Source organism: Rhizobium sp. N324 (assembly GCF_001664485.1).
GTDB lineage: Bacteria > Pseudomonadota > Alphaproteobacteria > Rhizobiales > Rhizobiaceae > Rhizobium.
In genome coordinates this window covers 4,104,628-4,120,491 of record NZ_CP013630.1, presented here as the reverse complement: position 1 = coordinate 4,120,491, position 15,864 = coordinate 4,104,628, and the positions used below count along the sequence as shown (strand labels likewise).

16 protein-coding genes are annotated in these 15,864 nt (G+C 62.1%); 12 read left to right on the top strand and 4 right to left on the bottom strand.

Translation table 11 applies throughout. The annotated features are described in order from the left end of the window. Window positions 1-124: 124 nt before the first annotated feature. From AMK05_RS19840 to AMK05_RS19805, 8 genes are all read left to right on the top strand, one after another. Window positions 125-1,078, top strand: a complete 954-nt coding sequence (locus tag AMK05_RS19840; RefSeq protein WP_064819038.1) for a sugar-binding transcriptional regulator — start codon at window positions 125-127, stop codon at window positions 1,076-1,078. Between the two features lie 146 nt (window positions 1,079-1,224). Next, window positions 1,225-2,535, top strand: a complete 1,311-nt coding sequence (locus tag AMK05_RS19835; protein WP_064840800.1) for an ABC transporter substrate-binding protein — start codon at window positions 1,225-1,227, stop codon at window positions 2,533-2,535. A gap of 136 nt (window positions 2,536-2,671) precedes the next feature. After that, window positions 2,672-3,544, top strand: coding sequence for a carbohydrate ABC transporter permease (locus tag AMK05_RS19830; RefSeq protein WP_064841457.1), 873 nt, complete (start codon window positions 2,672-2,674; stop codon window positions 3,542-3,544). Between the two features lies 1 nt (window position 3,545). Then, a complete protein-coding gene (locus AMK05_RS19825) occupies window positions 3,546-4,376 on the top strand; it encodes a carbohydrate ABC transporter permease (RefSeq protein ID WP_003590144.1) in 831 nt (276 codons plus the stop codon). An 18-nt stretch (window positions 4,377-4,394) separates the two neighbouring features. Then, entirely contained in the window at window positions 4,395-5,393 is a 999-nt protein-coding gene (locus tag AMK05_RS19820; protein ID WP_064840799.1) for an ABC transporter ATP-binding protein, read from the top strand. An 83-nt stretch (window positions 5,394-5,476) separates the two neighbouring features. Continuing rightward, window positions 5,477-6,958 carry a mannitol dehydrogenase family protein gene (locus AMK05_RS19815; protein WP_064840798.1) on the top strand — a complete coding sequence of 494 codons (1,482 nt, stop codon included), beginning with the start codon at window positions 5,477-5,479 and terminating at the stop codon, window positions 6,956-6,958. A gap of 95 nt (window positions 6,959-7,053) precedes the next feature. Further along, window positions 7,054-7,743, top strand: coding sequence for an HAD family hydrolase (locus AMK05_RS19810; protein WP_064840797.1), 690 nt, complete (start codon window positions 7,054-7,056; stop codon window positions 7,741-7,743). Continuing rightward, on the top strand, window positions 7,743-9,326 hold the full coding sequence (locus AMK05_RS19805; protein ID WP_064840796.1) for an FGGY-family carbohydrate kinase: 1,584 nt from the start codon (window positions 7,743-7,745) through the stop codon (window positions 9,324-9,326). Before AMK05_RS19810 ends, AMK05_RS19805 begins: the two co-directional genes overlap by 1 nt. Before the next feature lie 4 nt (window positions 9,327-9,330). Here the strand turns inward: AMK05_RS19805 and AMK05_RS19800 are convergent, their stop codons facing one another. Beyond that, complete coding sequence (locus AMK05_RS19800) at window positions 9,331-10,185, bottom strand: MurR/RpiR family transcriptional regulator (protein ID WP_064840795.1); 855 nt, start codon at window positions 10,183-10,185, stop codon at window positions 9,331-9,333. 233 nt (window positions 10,186-10,418) lie between these two features. On the opposite strand from AMK05_RS19800, the gene AMK05_RS19795 reads away from it, so the two are divergent. Further along, a complete protein-coding gene (locus AMK05_RS19795) occupies window positions 10,419-11,132 on the top strand; it encodes a sulfate transporter family protein (RefSeq protein ID WP_064840794.1) in 714 nt (237 codons plus the stop codon). A gap of 2 nt (window positions 11,133-11,134) precedes the next feature. Here AMK05_RS19795 and AMK05_RS19790 read toward each other — a convergent pair whose 3' ends face one another. Further along, on the bottom strand, window positions 11,135-11,560 hold the full coding sequence (locus AMK05_RS19790) for a VOC family protein (protein WP_064840793.1): 426 nt from the start codon (window positions 11,558-11,560) through the stop codon (window positions 11,135-11,137). Window positions 11,561-11,641: 81 nt separating this feature from the next. Between AMK05_RS19790 and AMK05_RS19785 the strand changes: the two genes are divergently transcribed. Next, complete coding sequence (locus AMK05_RS19785) at window positions 11,642-12,220, top strand: TetR/AcrR family transcriptional regulator (RefSeq protein ID WP_064840792.1); 579 nt, start codon at window positions 11,642-11,644, stop codon at window positions 12,218-12,220. Here the strand turns inward: AMK05_RS19785 and nth are convergent. Next, entirely contained in the window at window positions 12,185-12,967 is a 783-nt protein-coding gene (gene nth, locus AMK05_RS19780; protein ID WP_064840791.1) for an endonuclease III, read from the bottom strand. The genes AMK05_RS19785 and nth overlap by 36 nt on opposite strands. Before the next feature lie 22 nt (window positions 12,968-12,989). Between nth and AMK05_RS19775 the strand changes: the two genes are divergently transcribed. Together AMK05_RS19775 and AMK05_RS19770 are read left to right on the top strand one after the other, a co-directional pair. Beyond that, entirely contained in the window at window positions 12,990-13,487 is a 498-nt protein-coding gene (locus AMK05_RS19775; RefSeq protein ID WP_064840790.1) for a DUF2244 domain-containing protein, read from the top strand. Between the two features lie 79 nt (window positions 13,488-13,566). Next, window positions 13,567-14,439 (top strand): methylated-DNA--[protein]-cysteine S-methyltransferase, encoded by an 873-nt coding sequence (locus AMK05_RS19770; RefSeq protein WP_064840789.1) that lies wholly within the window; start codon window positions 13,567-13,569, stop codon window positions 14,437-14,439. A 78-nt stretch (window positions 14,440-14,517) separates the two neighbouring features. On the opposite strand, the gene AMK05_RS19765 is transcribed toward AMK05_RS19770, so the two are convergent. After that, a complete protein-coding gene (locus AMK05_RS19765) occupies window positions 14,518-15,543 on the bottom strand; it encodes a sugar-binding transcriptional regulator (RefSeq protein WP_064840788.1) in 1,026 nt (341 codons plus the stop codon). Window positions 15,544-15,864: the final 321 nt, after the last annotated feature.

Below are 15,864 nucleotides of genomic sequence, written 5' to 3'. Positions count from 1 at the left end.
TTGGTTATTTGGCGGAGCTCTTTTCAACAGGCTCGACATTTGCCGGAATTTTGTTTTGATCTGGCGCGATACAGATTCATGTCCGGCACCGGCAAGCCGGCTCACTTTGCGTGGTAGGCAGTAGATGGCAAAAAGATCCGAGACCCCTGCACGGCTCGACGATGCGGCGCGTGCCGGCTGGCTCTATTACGTCGCCGGGCGCACGCAGGATGAAATCGCCGCCTCGATGGGGATCTCGCGCCAGTCGGCGCAGCGGCTGGTATCGCTGGCGGTCGCCGAGCGTCTGATCAAGGTGCGGCTCGATCATCCGATCGCCGCCTGCCTTGAACTCGGCAGTCAGCTGCGGCGGAAATTCGGGCTGAAACATGTGGAAGTGGTGCCGAGCGATCCCGGTTCCTCGTCGACGACCATCGGCATCGCCGAGGCGGCGGCGGCGGAAATCGAGCGCTGGCTGAAGCGGGCCGAGCCGATCGTGCTTGCCGTTGGGACCGGCCGCACGCTGAAGGCGGCCGTCGACCAGCTTCCGGCGATTGAATGTCCCAATCACCGCATCGTTTCACTGACCGGCAATATCGCCCCGGACGGATCGGCTGCCTATTACAACGTCATCTTCAGCATGGCGGATGCGGTGAAGGCACGGCATTTTCCGATGCCGCTACCGGTGCTTGTCACCTCGGCGGAGGAGCGGGAACTGCTGCACGGCCAGCAACTGGTGCGCTCGACGCTCGACATGAGCGCGCAGGCCGATGTCACCTTCGTCGGCATCGGCGAACTCGGCATCGACGGGCCGCTCTGTGTCGACGGTTTCCTCGAGAAGGACGAGATGATGGAGCTGATGCGCGGCGGCGCGGTCGGCGAGATATGCGGCTGGATCTTCGATGCCGACGGCAGCTTGCTCGACAACCCGATCAACGAGCGCGTCGCCTCGGCGCCGATCCCCTCCCGCGATGCCTCGATGGTCATCGGGCTGGCCAAGGGCAAGCGCAAGTTCAAGGCGATCCGGGCTGCGGTTGTCGGTCATCAGATCAATGCCCTGATCACCGACGAAGAGACGGCTGAGTTTTTGCTCAGGAATTGAGCAAAAAATACAATAGTTAAATCAATGCGATAACTAACTTCTTCGGCACCGCAGCAACGATTGCCGATTGACATTCTGTATCGTTTATTGAGTAATTGCCCATGAGCGAAGCGAATGCTCACACACCCGTCTTCTGGGAGGAAGATATGACATTGAGAACTTTTCTGCTGGGCGCCTGCTCAGCACTGGCGTTTGCCGGCATGGCTTCGGCCGAGACGCTGACAATCGCGACCGTGAACAACGGTGACATGATCCGGATGCAGAAGCTGACGGATGATTTCAAGGCGAAGAATCCCGGTATCGACCTCGAATGGGTTACCCTCGAAGAGAACGTGCTGCGCCAGAAGGTCACGACCGACATCGCCACCAAGGGCGGCCAGTACGACGTTCTGACGATCGGTACCTATGAGGTTCCGATCTGGGCAAAGCAGGGCTGGCTGCTGCCGCTCGACAATCTCGGCGCCAATTATGACGTCGACGACCTGCTGCCGGCGATCCGCAGCGGCCTGACCGTGGACGGCAAGCTCTATGCTGCGCCATTCTACGGCGAAAGTTCGATGGTGATGTACCGCAAGGACCTGTTCGACGCCGCCGGGCTGAAGATGCCCGACGCCCCGACCTGGGATTTCATCGCGGACGCAGCCCGCAAGGTCACCAACAAGGACAAGGAAATCTACGGCATCTGCCTGCGTGGAAAGGCCGGCTGGGGTGAGAATATGGCCTTCCTGACGGCCATGTCCAACTCCTTCGGCGCGCGCTGGTTCGACGAGAAGTGGAAGCCGCAGTTCGATCAGCCGGAGTGGAAGGACACGCTCGATTTCTACGTCAAGCTGATGAAGGATGCCGGCCCTCCGGGCGCTTCCTCCAACGGCTTCAACGAGAACCTGGCACTCTTCCAGACCGGCAAGTGCGGCATGTGGATCGACGCAACGGTTGCCGCTTCCTTCGTTGCCGATCCGAAGCAGTCGCAGGTCGCCGACAAGGTCGGCTTTGCGCTCGCCCCGGACAAGGGCCTCGGCAAGCGCGGCAACTGGCTCTGGGCCTGGAGCCTCGCCGTCCCGGCAGGGACGCAGAAGGCGGAAGCTGCCGAGAAGTTCGTCGCCTGGGCGACGAGCAAGGACTACAGCAATCTCGTCGCCGAGAAGGAAGGCTGGTTGAACGCACCTCCGGGCACCCGCAAGTCGCTCTATGCGAATGCGGACTACCAGAAGGCGGCTTCGTTCGCCAAGATGACGCTCGACTCGATCAACTCGGCCGATCCGACCAAGCCGACCGTCAAGCCGGTCCCCTATGTCGGCGTTCAGTTCGTGGCGATCCCGGAATTCCAGGGCATCGGTACGGCGGTGGGGCAGCAGTTCTCGGCAGCGCTTGCCGGCCAGATTTCGGTCGAGCAGGCCTTGCAGAGCGCACAGCAGCTGGCAACGCGTGAAATGACCAAGGCCGGCTACATTAAATAACTCCTCCTGAGCAAGAGGCGGATCCTTGACAATCCGCCCCTCTGGGCCGCCGATGCCCGAACTGCATCGGCGGCCGCTTTTTCAGATAAAGCTTTCCTGCGGCCGCTCCCCGCTTCAGATCAGATCGGTGATTGCCATGGCAACCTTGCATACCCGCTCCGCAGCGCGCCTGATGATTGCGCCCTCCGTGCTGCTCCTCTTTGCATGGATGATCGTCCCGCTGGCGATGACGATCTATTTCTCGACGCTGAACTACAATCTACTCAATCCCGGCATGGAAAGCTTCGTCGGCTTTCTGAATTACGAATATTTCCTGTCCGATCCGGCCTTCTTTGCCGCATTGGTCAATACGCTGCTGCTCGTCGCCGGCGTGTTGCTGATCACCGTCATCGGCGGCATTGCCTTTGCGCTGCTGCTCGATCAGCCGATGTATGGCCAGGGCATCGTGCGCATCCTGGTCATTGCGCCGTTCTTCGTCATGCCGACGGTGGCGGCGCTGGTGTGGAAGAACATGTTCATGAACCCGGTGAACGGCCTCTTCGCCCATCTTGCCAAGGCGCTCGGCCTGCAGCCGATCGACTGGCTGGCGAATGCGCCGCTGTTTTCCGTCATCCTCATCGTCGCCTGGCAATGGCTGCCCTTCGCCACCCTCATCATGCTGACCGCGCTGCAGTCGCTCGACGAGGAGCAGAAGGAAGCGGCCGAAATGGACGGGGCCGGGGCGATCTCGAAATTCATCTACATCATCCTGCCGCACATGGCCCGCGCCATCACCGTGGTGATCCTGATCCAGACGATCTTCCTGCTTTCGGTCTTTGCCGAAATCCTCGTCACCACCAATGGCGGGCCGGGCACCGACAGCACCAACCTCACCTATCTCGTCTATGCGCAGGCGCTGCTGCAGTTCGACATCGGCGGCGCATCGGCGGGCGGTATCGTCGCGGTTGTGCTGGCCAATATCGTTGCGATCTTCCTCGTGCGCCTCGTCGGCAAGAATCTGGAGGCTTGATATGGCCAGAAAAGTCACAACCCGACGCAAGGTCATCGTCACCGCGATTGCCTGGACGCTCGGCATCCTGATCTTCTTCCCGATCCTGTGGACGTTCCTCACCAGCTTCAAGTCGGAAGCCGACGCCATCGCCTCGCCGCCGCAGTTCCTGTTCTTCCACTGGACGACGGAGAACTATGCGGAGGTGCAAAGCCGGTCGAACTATCTCAGCCACTTCATGAACTCGGTGATCATTTCCTTCGGCTCGACGCTGATCGGCCTGATCATCGCCATCCCGGCCGCCTGGGCGATGGCGTTTTCGCCGACCAAGCGGACCAAGGACGTGCTGATGTGGATGCTGTCGACCAAGATGATGCCGCCTGTGGGCGCGCTGATTCCGATCTATCTGCTGTTCCGCAATTCCGGCCTGCTCGACACGCGCACCGGGCTCGTCATTGTGCTGACGCTGATCAACCTGCCGATCATCGTCTGGATGCTTTACACCTATTTCAAGGAAATTCCCGGCGAGATCCTCGAGGCGGCCCGCATGGACGGGGCGTCGCTGATGAAGGAGATCGTCTACGTGCTGACGCCCATGGCGGTGCCCGGCATCGCCTCGACGCTGCTTTTGAACATCATCCTTGCCTGGAACGAGGCTTTCTGGACCCTCAATCTCACCGCCTCGAAGGCGGCGCCGCTGACGGCCTTCATTGCTTCCTATTCCAGCCCGGAGGGCCTGTTCTACGCCAAGCTCTCGGCGGCCTCGACCATGGCGATCGCGCCGATCCTGATCCTCGGCTGGTTCAGCCAGAAACAACTCGTCCGCGGCCTGACCTTCGGCGCTGTGAAATAAAGATAAAGGGAGACAAACATGGGCAGCATTACCCTTCAGAAGGTTTCCAAGGTCTTCGGCGAAGCCAAGGTCATCCCTTCGATCGATCTCGATATCAGGGACGGCGAATTCGTTGTCTTCGTCGGCCCGTCGGGCTGCGGCAAGTCCACGCTGCTGCGACTGATTGCCGGGCTCGAGGATGTCTCCGGCGGCAAGATCGTCATCGACGGCCGGGACGCCACCGAAAAGGCGCCGTCGGAACGCGGCCTTGCCATGGTGTTCCAGTCCTATGCGCTCTATCCGCATATGAGCGTGCGCAACAACATCGCCTTCCCGCTGAAGATGGCGGGCGTCGACAAGGCGGAGATCGACCGCAAAGTGACGGATGCGGCCCGCGTGCTGAACCTGACCGATTATCTCGAACGCAAGCCGCGCCAGCTTTCCGGCGGCCAGCGCCAGCGCGTCGCGATCGGCCGCGCCATCGTCCGCCAGCCTTCGGCCTTTCTGTTCGACGAGCCGCTGTCGAACCTCGACGCGGCGCTGCGCGTCAACATGCGCCTTGAAATCAGCGAGCTGCACCAGCAGCTGAAGACGACGATGGTCTACGTCACTCACGACCAGGTCGAGGCCATGACCATGGCCGACAAGATCGTCGTCCTGAACCGGGGCAATATCGAGCAGGTCGGCTCGCCGCTGGAACTCTACAGCCGCCCGCGCAACCTTTTCGTCGCCGGCTTCATCGGCTCGCCGAAGATGAATTTCATCAAGGGCCAGAACGCCGCCCAGCTCGGCGCCCATACGATCGGCATCCGTCCCGAGCATGTGCTGTTGTCGATGGAGAGCGGTGACTGGAAGGGCCGGGTCGTGGTCGCCGAACACCTCGGCTCCGACACCTTCCTGCATATCGATGCCGAGGAGATCGGCATGGTGACGGCGCGCGGCAGCGGCGATTTTGCCGCCAAGGCGGGCGATACCGTCTACCTGACGCCGGACCGTTCGCGCATCCACAAATTCAACGAGGGCGGCCTTGCCATCTGAGGCGGGCGGCCGGCTGAGGGCAGGCATGCGAGCCGGGCGATGGCGTCCGGCCGTCTCGGCAAGACCTTCAAGAGGACTGGAACATGACGTGCAAACTATCGCTGGCAACGCTTTCGGACGCGGCTCGCACCGCCGCCATCCCCGGATATGACAGGGCGTCGCTGAAAGCCGGCATCGTGCACTTCGGCGTCGGCAATTTCCACCGCGCCCACCAGGCGATCTATCTCGACGATCTCTTCAATCAGGGCGGGGATCACGACTGGGCGATCGTCGGCGCCGGCGTGCTGCCGTCCGATGCCGCCATGCGCGAGAAGCTCGCGGCCCAGGATTTCCTGACGACGGTGGTCGAGCAGGACAACAACAAGACCGCGGCGCGGGTCACTGCGCCGATGATCGACATCCTGCCGGTCGGCGACCCCGCCGCCATCATCGCCAGGCTTGCCGACCCCGAAATCCGCATCGTCTCGCTGACGATCACCGAGGGCGGTTATTTCATCGATGCATCGGGCACCTTCAATCCGGCCCATCGGGCGATTGCCGCCGACGGAAACAATCCCAACGCGCCGAAGACGGTCTTCGGCCTGATCGTCGCCGGCCTGAAGGCGCGTCGGGAAAAGGGCATCGGTCCCTTCACCGTCATGTCCTGCGACAACATTCCCCATAACGGCACCGTCACCGCCAATGCTGTGGTCGGCACGGCGGCCCTTTCCGACCCCGGCTTTGCCGAGTGGATCCGGGCGAATGTCGCCTTCCCGAATGCGATGGTCGACCGCATCACGCCGGCGACCGGCCAGCGGGAGATCGATTTCCTCCGGGACAATTTCGAGATCGAGGACAATTGGCCGGTCTATTGCGAGGAATTCAAGCAATGGGTGTTGGAGGACAAGTTCACCGCCGGCCGGCCGGCGCTGGAAAAGGTCGGCGTCACCTTCGTTCCCGACGTCACGCCCTATGAGCATATGAAGATCCGCATCCTCAACGGCGGGCATGCGGCGATCGCCTATCCGGCGGCGCTGATGGACATTCATTTCGTGCACGATTCCATGGAGGATCCGCTCATCCGTGCCTTCCTGGCGAAGCTCGAGAACGACGAGATCATTCCGATCGTGCCGCCGGTGCCGAACACCTCGCTGACCGATTACTTTGCGTTGATCGAACATCGGCTTCTCAATCCGAAGATTGCCGACACCATTCCGCGCCTGGCCCAGGACGGATCGAACCGCCAGCCGAAATTCATCCTGCCGTCGACGCTCGACAATCTCCGCCAGGGCCGGGATGTCGTCGGCCTGGCACTGGTCTCGGCGCTCTGGTGCCGTTATTTCGCCGGCAAGACCGACAGCGGCAAGGATATCGTCTTCAACGATGCCAGCGCCGAGCGCCTGCATGCGGCGGCTGTGAAGGCCAAGGACGATCCGTCAGCCTTCCTCGTCTTCGATGACATCTTCGGCGAGGTGGCGAAATCCGAACTTTTCCGCAAGCGTTTCGCCCATGCTCTCAAAACCCTGTGGGAAAAGGGCACGCGGGAGACGCTGCAGCTCTATCTCGACGGCAAGCTCGCAGTGTAGGAAATCCGGATGGCGGCTCGTTGCCGCCGTCCATCCGGCCTTGCGGGGAAGCGGGACGGTCGGGTGTGCGAAATTGAACTCAGGTTGGGTCCTCCATGGCTGATTCTGAACCACGGCTGATCATCTTCGATTGCGACGGCGTGCTCGTCGACAGCGAGCCGATCTCGATCAGCGTGCTGGTCGCGGCGATGAACGATCTCGGCGTCGCGATCACCGAGGACCAGGCCTATGAGCGTTTTCTCGGCCGCAGCCTGTCGACCCTCATCGATACGCTGGAAACCGAATTCAACGTCCATGCCGGGGAAGAATTCCTCGAGCGCATCCGCACCGATCTCTACAGCCGGTTTCGCACCGAACTGCAACCGATCGAAGGTATTGCCGCGACGATCGATGGGCTCGGCGTTCGCTGCTGCGTCGCCTCCTCAAGCCAGATGGAGCGGATTCGGCTGTCGCTGTCCGTCACCGGACTTCTCGACAGACTGCCCGACATCTTCAGCGCGACGATGGTCAAGCGCGGCAAACCGGCGCCCGATCTTTTCCTGCATGCGGCGCGCGAAATGCAGGTGGAGCCTGCGCATTGCATTGTCGTCGAGGACAGCCCGGCCGGCGTTGCAGCCGCCAAGGCGGCAGGTATGGCGGTCTTCGCCTTCACCGGCGGCTCGCATGCCAACTTCGCCGGATACCGTGCCGAACTCGACCGGCTTTCGCCGGAAGTGGTGTTTGACGCCATGCCTGAATTGATCCACCTTGTCCGCAACCATAAGCTGGACGGGATCAAGATTTGATGCGGGATCATGTGGTTGCGGTGGATGTCGGCACCGGCAGTGCGCGCGCCGGCGTCTTCGATGCCCGTGGCCGCCTGCTCGCCAAGGCCGAACATCCGATCGTGATGAACCGGCCGCGCGAGAACCATGCCGAACACGATTCCGAGGATATCTGGTCCGCCGCCTGCACGGCGGTGAAGAGGGCGATGCAGCAGTCCGGCATTGCCGCCGCCTCGGTCGGCGCGATCGGCTTCGACGCCACCTGCTCGCTTGTCGTGCGTGACGTCGAAGGCCGGCAGCTCAGCGTTTCCATCGGCGGCGAAAGGCGTTTCGACACGATCGTCTGGCTCGATCACCGGGCGCTGAAGGAAGCCGATTTCTGCACGGCGACGGAGCACGCGGTGCTCGAACATTCCGGGCATGTCATGTCGCCTGAAATGGAGATGCCGAAGCTGATGTGGCTGAAGAAGAAGCTGCCCTCCACATGGGAAAGAGCCGGTTACTTCTTCGATCTCGCCGATTTCATGACGTGGAAATCAACCGGATCGGCTGCCCGCTCTCGCTGCACGCTGACCGCGAAATGGAATTATCTCGCCCATCTCGAAAAGGGCTGGCAGCAGGAGTTCCTGGAGCGCATCGGCCTCGAGGACCTTCAGGCGCGCGGCCAGCTGCCGGACGAGACGGTGCCGGTCGGCGGCAGCGTCGGCCGGCTGACGCCCGCTGCGGCGGAGGCGCTGGGGCTGACCACGGACTGCCATGTCTCGGCCGGGATGATCGACGCCTATGCCGGCGCGCTCGGCGCACTCGGGGGTTATGCCGCCGATCCAGCGAAGCGCGAGCACCAACTGGCGCTGATCGCCGGCACGTCGAGCTGTATCGTCACCTTCTCCAGGCAGCGCAAGCCGAGCCATGGCATGTGGGGCCCCTATTACGAAGCGGTCTTCCCGCAATCCTGGCTGGTGGAGGCCGGGCAATCGGCGACCGGCGCACTGCTCGACCATATCGTGCGCATGCATGCCGCCGGCGGCGAGCCGACGGCGGCGCTGCATCAGAGGATCGTCGCGCGCATCGCCGAATTGCGGGCCGAAGAGGGCGATGCCTTCGGGGCGCGGATTTTCGTGCTGCCGGATTTCCATGGCAACCGCTCGCCGCTCGCCGATCCGCACGCCGTCGGCGTCATCAGCGGGCTGAGCCTCGATACATCCTTCGATGGTCTCTGCACGCTCTACTGGCGCACTGCCGTGGCGATTGCGCTCGGCATCCGCCATATACTGGAAATGATGAAGGAATACGGCTACGTGCCCGATACGCTGCATATTGCCGGCGGGCATGTGAAGAACCCGGTGCTGATGGAGCTCTACAGCGATGCCACCGGCTGCAAGGTCGTGGTGCCGAAGATGAACGAGGCGGTGCTACTCGGCACGGCGATCGCCGCATCCGTCGCCTGCGGCTTGCACGGCGATCTGGGGGCGGCCGGCGAAGCGATGTATCCGGGCGGCGATGAACGGCTTCCCGACAAGGCAAAACAGGCGCTCTACGACCGCGACTACCGCCGTCTACTCGCCATGCACCGGCACCGCGCCGAGCTTGAGACAATGCAGTAACGGTTCAGTGGTTCGCCGCCTCGCCGAGGACGGTGGCGAATTCCATCATGCGGCGGCGGCGAAGAGCGGCCTCTTCTCCGACTTCGAGGATGACCGATTCCGACAGACAATCGAGCAGCGCGATCAGCGGCGGCAGATTGTCGAGATCGGGCGCGCGGGCGGGCGGCAAGGGCAGCATGACGTTCGACTGGTCCGCCATCCAGTCCGCCTGCTGCGGTGAAATGAGCACGACCTTATAGCCGTAGCGCCGCGCGGTCCGGGCAAGCAGCCGGGCCTTGGCGAAGCGGCGACAATCGATGATGACGAGCAGCGCGTCGTCGACCGCCAGCCTGGCGAAGAGTTCGGCAAAACGGTTGTCGGCGCCGTCGAGTGTGCGGACGCCGTCGCGGGCTTGTGTCAGCCGCTGGCAGAAATGATGGGCAAGGCTCGCGAGCCGGGCATGCGTGGCGATCGACACTTCGCGGGCGGTGCTGATCAGATTGACGGCTTCGGACCAGTGCGGCTGCGCCGTCAGATGATAGATATGGTGGAGAGCCTGGATCTGTTCGGCAACCAGCACGGCGAGCGGTTTGCCCTCGGCGGCGTCCTGATGCAACTCGCTCATGGCGCTCTGCAATTGCGCAGGCGATGTCGTCACGGTCTCGCGAATTTCCACTTTGACGCTGTCCAATCCCTGATAGCCGAGCGCGCGCAGGAAGCGCCCGACGGTCATCGGCGACAGATCCAGCCTGTCGGCGACTGAGGCAGCCGTCTCGAACGGCAGGTCGTTCAGGTGTTCGGTGAAATATTTCGCGATACGGCGTTCGGCCGGTGTGCCGGTTTTTGCGTATTGCCTGAGTTTTTGGACAAAGTCTTCCACATCAGCCTCCCCCGTTTTACCTCAGAGGCGTTCCGTGGATGCGCTGTTGCGACCCCTTGTCTTTGCAACTATTTCGGAAGCTGCTTCTCAGGCCCATGCATATTGATAGGCGACAATACTATATTAGCATTTAATTTTCGACAAGTTTTCTATTACCGCATGCAATTTTATTCTCTCTTGTCGGTGGCATCAATCTTTCCTACATCTTCCGCGCAACCGGAGACGCCTGAGACATGATCCTTGACGCCGCTCGACTGTCGTTGACCAATTTGTTCGCGCCGGAAACACGCTCGGTCTTCTGGAAAGTGCTCGGCCTGACGATTCTCGTGCTGGCCGGACTCTGGTTCGCGTTGCGCGGGGCCTTCATGGCTTTCCTCTTTCCCTGGCTCACCAGCTTCTTTCCCGATCTGCCGGATTGGGCGGGATGGCTCGCCCTGGTTTTTGCAGTCCTTGCCGGTATCGGCCTTGCGCTGATGCTGGCGTTGCTGCTTTCGCCGGTCACGGCGCTGATCGCCGGCCTGTTTCTCGACGATGTCGCCGACGTCATCGAAAAACGCGATTATCCCAGGGATGCGGCGGGCACCGCCATGCCGCTCGGCCCGGCGATCTCAAGCTCGGTCAAGTTCCTCGGCGTGGTGATCCTTGGCAATATCGTTGCGCTGCTGCTGCTGTTCATCCCCGGCGTCAATCTGATCGCCTTCTTTCTGGTCAACGGCTATCTGCTCGGACGGGAGTTTTTCGAATTCGCCGCCATGCGCTTCCGTTCGCCCGAGGAGGCGCGGCTCTTCCGCGCCGAACATGCCTCCACCGTCTTTCTTGGCGGGCTGGTGATCGCGCTGTTTCTGGCGATCCCCTTCGTCAATCTTCTGACGCCGCTCTTTGCCGCCGGCATGATGGTGCATCTGCACAAGATGATTTCCGCACGCAATGCCGGCTTTCGGGGGTGAGTTCAGCCGGGCAGGGCCGCGGCGGCGTACATCGCTGCGAATTCGGCGCTCGGCGGAATCGGCGTGATGATATCGATCAGCACCCCGTTCGGATCGGCCGTGATGAAATGCCGCTGGCCGAAATCCTCATCGCGGAGCTCTCGCAGAATTGGCAGGCCGGCGCTCCGGCAGGTTTCGTAGACACGGTCGACATCCTCGACCTCGAAATTGAGCAGCAGGCCGGAGATCCTGCCGCGGGCCACGGCCGGGATAGTCTCGTGGCTGCCGTCAAGGACGGCGAGCGCTATGTGCTCTGCCTCGGCCGATTGCAGATGAACGTACCAATCGCTTTCGAACAGCGCGTTGAAGCCGAAATGCGTGCAGTAGAAGCTGGCGGTGCCGGTGACGTCGCCGGTCATGATGACCGGATAATAGCTGGTCGATTTCATGTCTCGCTCCCTTTCTATTTTACATGCAGTCTGTATGTTTTTAGCCATTAACATACAATCAGTTTGTATGTAAATAGACCCATGAGCCGGAGCAATCGCGAGAGAACCGAACAGACGAGGCAGGCGCTGATCGATGCCGGCCGGCGTCTCTTTGTCGAGAGGGGTTATGCCGACACGGCGACGCCGGAGATCGTCACCGCCGCAGGGGTGACGCGTGGGGCGCTTTACCATCATTTCGAGGACAAGAGGGCGCTCTTCCGCGCGGTGATCGCGGCCGAAATGCAAGAGGTAGCCAAGACAATCGAGGCGTCTTCAGCGTCGGAGGATGGGCCGCGCGACGCGCTGATTGTCGGCGCTTCGGCCTATTTCACCGCAATGGCACAGCCCGGGCGAACGCGGCTGCTGCTGATGGAAGCGCCCGCCGTGCTCGGCTTGCCGGCGACTGCGGCACTGGATGCCGAGAATGCGGAGGCGAGTTTGCGTAGAGGACTTGCAGCACTGATGCCCGCGGCAGGAAGCCTGCTCGAGCCGCTGACATCGCTGCTGTCGGCCGCATTCGACCGTGCGGCGATCGCGATCGAAGCGGGCGGGAAGAGGCAGGATTACGAGCAGGCGATTGCAGCCTTACTCGACGGCCTCGCCAATCACCTGCGGCGGTAGCTCGACGAGTGGGGCCGGCACATCCCAACTTTTCTCCGGCGACTTGCAGAGATCGGCGATAACACAGCGCTCGCATTCGGGGCGGCGCGCCTTGCAGGTATAGCGCCCGTGCAGGATCAGCCAGTGATGGGCGTGATAGAGGTAATGTTGCGGGATCACCTTCATCAGCCGCGTCTCGACCTCGTCAGGCGTCTTGCCCGGGGCAAGCCGGATGCGATTGGCGATGCGGAAGATATGCGTGTCGACGGCCATCGTTGCCTGGCCGAAGGCCATTGAGAGTACGACATTGGCGGTCTTGCGGCCGACCCCCGGCAATTTCACCAGTTCGTCGCGTGTCTCCGGCACCTTGCCGGCGAAATCATCGACCAGCATCTGCGAGAGTGCGATGACGTTTTTCGCCTTGTTGCGATAGAGGCCGATCGTCTTGATGTAATCGCGCAGCCGCTCCTCTCCGAGATCGAGCATCTTTTCCGGCGTATCGGCCACCTTGAAAAGCGCGCGCGTCGCCTTGTTGACACCGACATCGGTCGCCTGCGCCGACAGGGCGACGGCGACGACGAGGGTAAAAGGATTGCTGTGCTCGAGCTCGCCCCTCGGTTCCGGCCGCTGCACCGAGAAGCGGCGGAAGACCTCCTCGCGCTCGGCCAGCGAATAAGCGGTCTTCACCGCCGCCGCCGGCTTGCGGCGGGCGATCACATTCAAGTTTTGCGATGGTTTGGTTGCGGATTTAAGTTTCGGATTCGCCATAGGGAATCTATACTCACCAGCTATGATGGAAAGCAACGCCGACAGCTCCAGCGAGCAGCCTGTTTTCGCCGCCGAGCTCTTCCCCCACCGGTCGCTCGGCCGCCGGGGCTTCAGGGTGCTGCTTATCCTGTCCGGTGCCATCTGCTTCCTCTACGGCATGTTCTTCGTCGCCACCGGCGCCTGGCCGATCGGCTTCTTCTTCGGGCTGGATTTCGCCCTGCTCTACGGCGCCTTCTGGCTGAGCTACCGCTCCGGCAGGGCGCGTGAGGAGGTGACGGTGTCGCGTACCGACGTTTCGGTGCGCAAGTTCGCACCATCGGGACGGATGGTCGAGCATCACTTCAACCCGTTCTGGGCGCGCTTTCTCGTTCGCCGACACCAGGAGATCGGCATCCTTTCCATGCAGATCTTCGGAGAGGGCCGGCGCACCGATATCGGTTCCTTCCTCAATCCCGACGATCGCGAAAGTTTTGCCAAGGCCTTCAAGGGGGCGCTCGCTACGGTTAAACAGCGTATTTGAGCCTATCCGCCGGGTGCGCAAGAAACGGGTGGTTTGCAAACACCCTATTGATTATCTCCTTGTGACAAGGAGAAAGACGATGAATATGATTGCGAACCTGCAAACAGACATCACACCTGACGGCCCGGATTACGACATTGTCCGCCGGGTGATCGAACTCATCACCGAGGATTATCGCGACCAGCCTTCGCTGGAGGCGATCGCGGCGCGGCTCAACCAGTCGCCGACGCAGTTGCAGAAGACCTTCACCCGCTGGGCCGGCCTGTCGCCCAAGGGCTTCCTGCAGGCGGTGACGCTCGATCACGCCAAGCGGCTGCTGCGCCAGGAAGACATGCCGCTGCTGGAGACCTCGATCGAGGTCGGCCTCTCCGGCCCGAGCCGGCTTCACGATCTCTTCGTAACCCATGAGGCGATGTCGCCTGGCGAATGGAAGGCGAAGGGCGGCGGTCTCACCATCCGCTACGGCTTCCACATCTGCCCCTTCGGCGTTGCGCTTATCATGGTGACCGACCGAGGCCTTGCCGGCCTTGCCTTCAGCGATTCCGGCGACGAGAAGGCCTGCCTCGAGGATATGACCTGCCGCTGGCCGAATGCCCAATATGTCGAGGACCTGCAGGCGACGGTTCCCTATGCCGCCCGCATCTTCGAGCCCGGCAAATGGTCCTCGGAACAGCCGCTGCGGGTCGTGCTGATCGGCACGGATTTCCAGGTCAGCGTCTGGCAAAGCCTGATGAAAATCCCGTTCGGCAAGGCGGTCACCTATTCCGATATCGCCAAGGATATCGGCCGGCCGACGGCGCAGCGCGCCGTGGGGGCGGCGGTCGGGGCCAACCCGATCTCCTTCGTGGTGCCATGCCACCGGGCAGTCGGCAAGAACGGCGCGCTGACCGGCTACCATTGGGGTTTGACCCGCAAGCGGGCGATGCTTGGCTGGGAGTCGGCGCACGCCTGATAGGCGGAGTGGGAGGTCGGTCGTCGCTTGTCGCTCCGACCGTTCGCTCCTAGCGTCGCTCACCCCCTCATCGCCTCGCTATCGCTCCGGCACTTCTCCCCGCTGGGGAGAAGAGGCAGCCGGAGATGTGTCGGCCAATTCCAGCAGTGCGCGCGCAGCACTTTCATCGGTGATCAGCGTGTTGCACCCGATGCGTTTGATGGTCGCACGGATGGCGACGGCGCGGTGGGCGCCGCCGGAGGAGAGCACGATATGTTTGGCCTCCTTCAGTGTGTCGAGATCGACGGACATGACGCGACGATTGATCGAGTGGTCGACCGAATTGCCGTCCTCATCGAGGAAGTTGAACATCGTGTCGCAGACGCAGCCGGCATCGATCAGTTCCTGCAGCTCGGCCTTCGAGATCCAGCCCTCCGACAGCGAGGTCGAATGCGGGCCGATATCGCCGCAGCTGACGATCGCCAGATCGAGGCTCTCGGCCAGACGGTAGATCGTGTCGAGCCCGCATTTCTCGATCAGATTGCGCTTGGTCTCGACGGAATCGACGAGGAGCGGCGCCAGGAACATATAACATTCGGCACCGAGCTGGTTGGCCAGCCGCCATGTGTAATCGATCGGGTTCGTCTGGTGCACGGCGACGATGCCGCCGAGCAGCGAGACGACCTTGCAATTGGCGCGGCGCGGCGGCCGGAAGCTCGACAGCGAAGCGGTCATCGTGCGGCCCCAGCCGACGCCGATGGTGTAATCGTCGGGGATGGCTTCGGACAGGAACTGGCCGAGCGCCAGGCCGACATTCCTGGCCAGCGCGTCGACGTCGCCATTGACCGGTGCCGGAACGACAATCGCTTCGTCGAGGCCGTAGGCGCGCTCCAGTCTCACCGAAAGCTCGACGCAGTCGCCAATCGAATCGTTGATCCAGATCTGGACTTCGCTGCGCTTCATCGCCTCGTCGAGCAGGCGGATGACGGTGGTGCGGCTGATGCCGAGCTGTTCGGCGACGTCCTTCTGGGTCAGGCCTTCATTATAGTAGAGCCATGCCGCCCTCAGCCGCAGCGAAGACGCTTCGGAATAGGCCGTGTGTGTGCCGCGTTTGAGCTTGACCACATCTCCTCCAGCCGAATTTTTGCCCTAGATCCCTCAGGGGATGAACGGCTGCCACGGCGCGTTGTTGGGGGGATAATGACGGGTGTGACACTTATGTCAATTGAAATGCACAAATGTCCTTGACTTTTCCGCGGGCGAACGGTGATAGTCCTGGCGACACGAAATCGTTCTGTCCGTCCGAGGAGGACATAGTGCGGGCATGCCGAAAGTCACGACCGGCCTTCCAGCCGCAGGCGGCATCGCCGGCGTTCAGCGTGCGGTTTGCCTGCGGGAACACGGCCACTGTCCTTCACGTTTATGAATCATCCGTGACGGATGCGC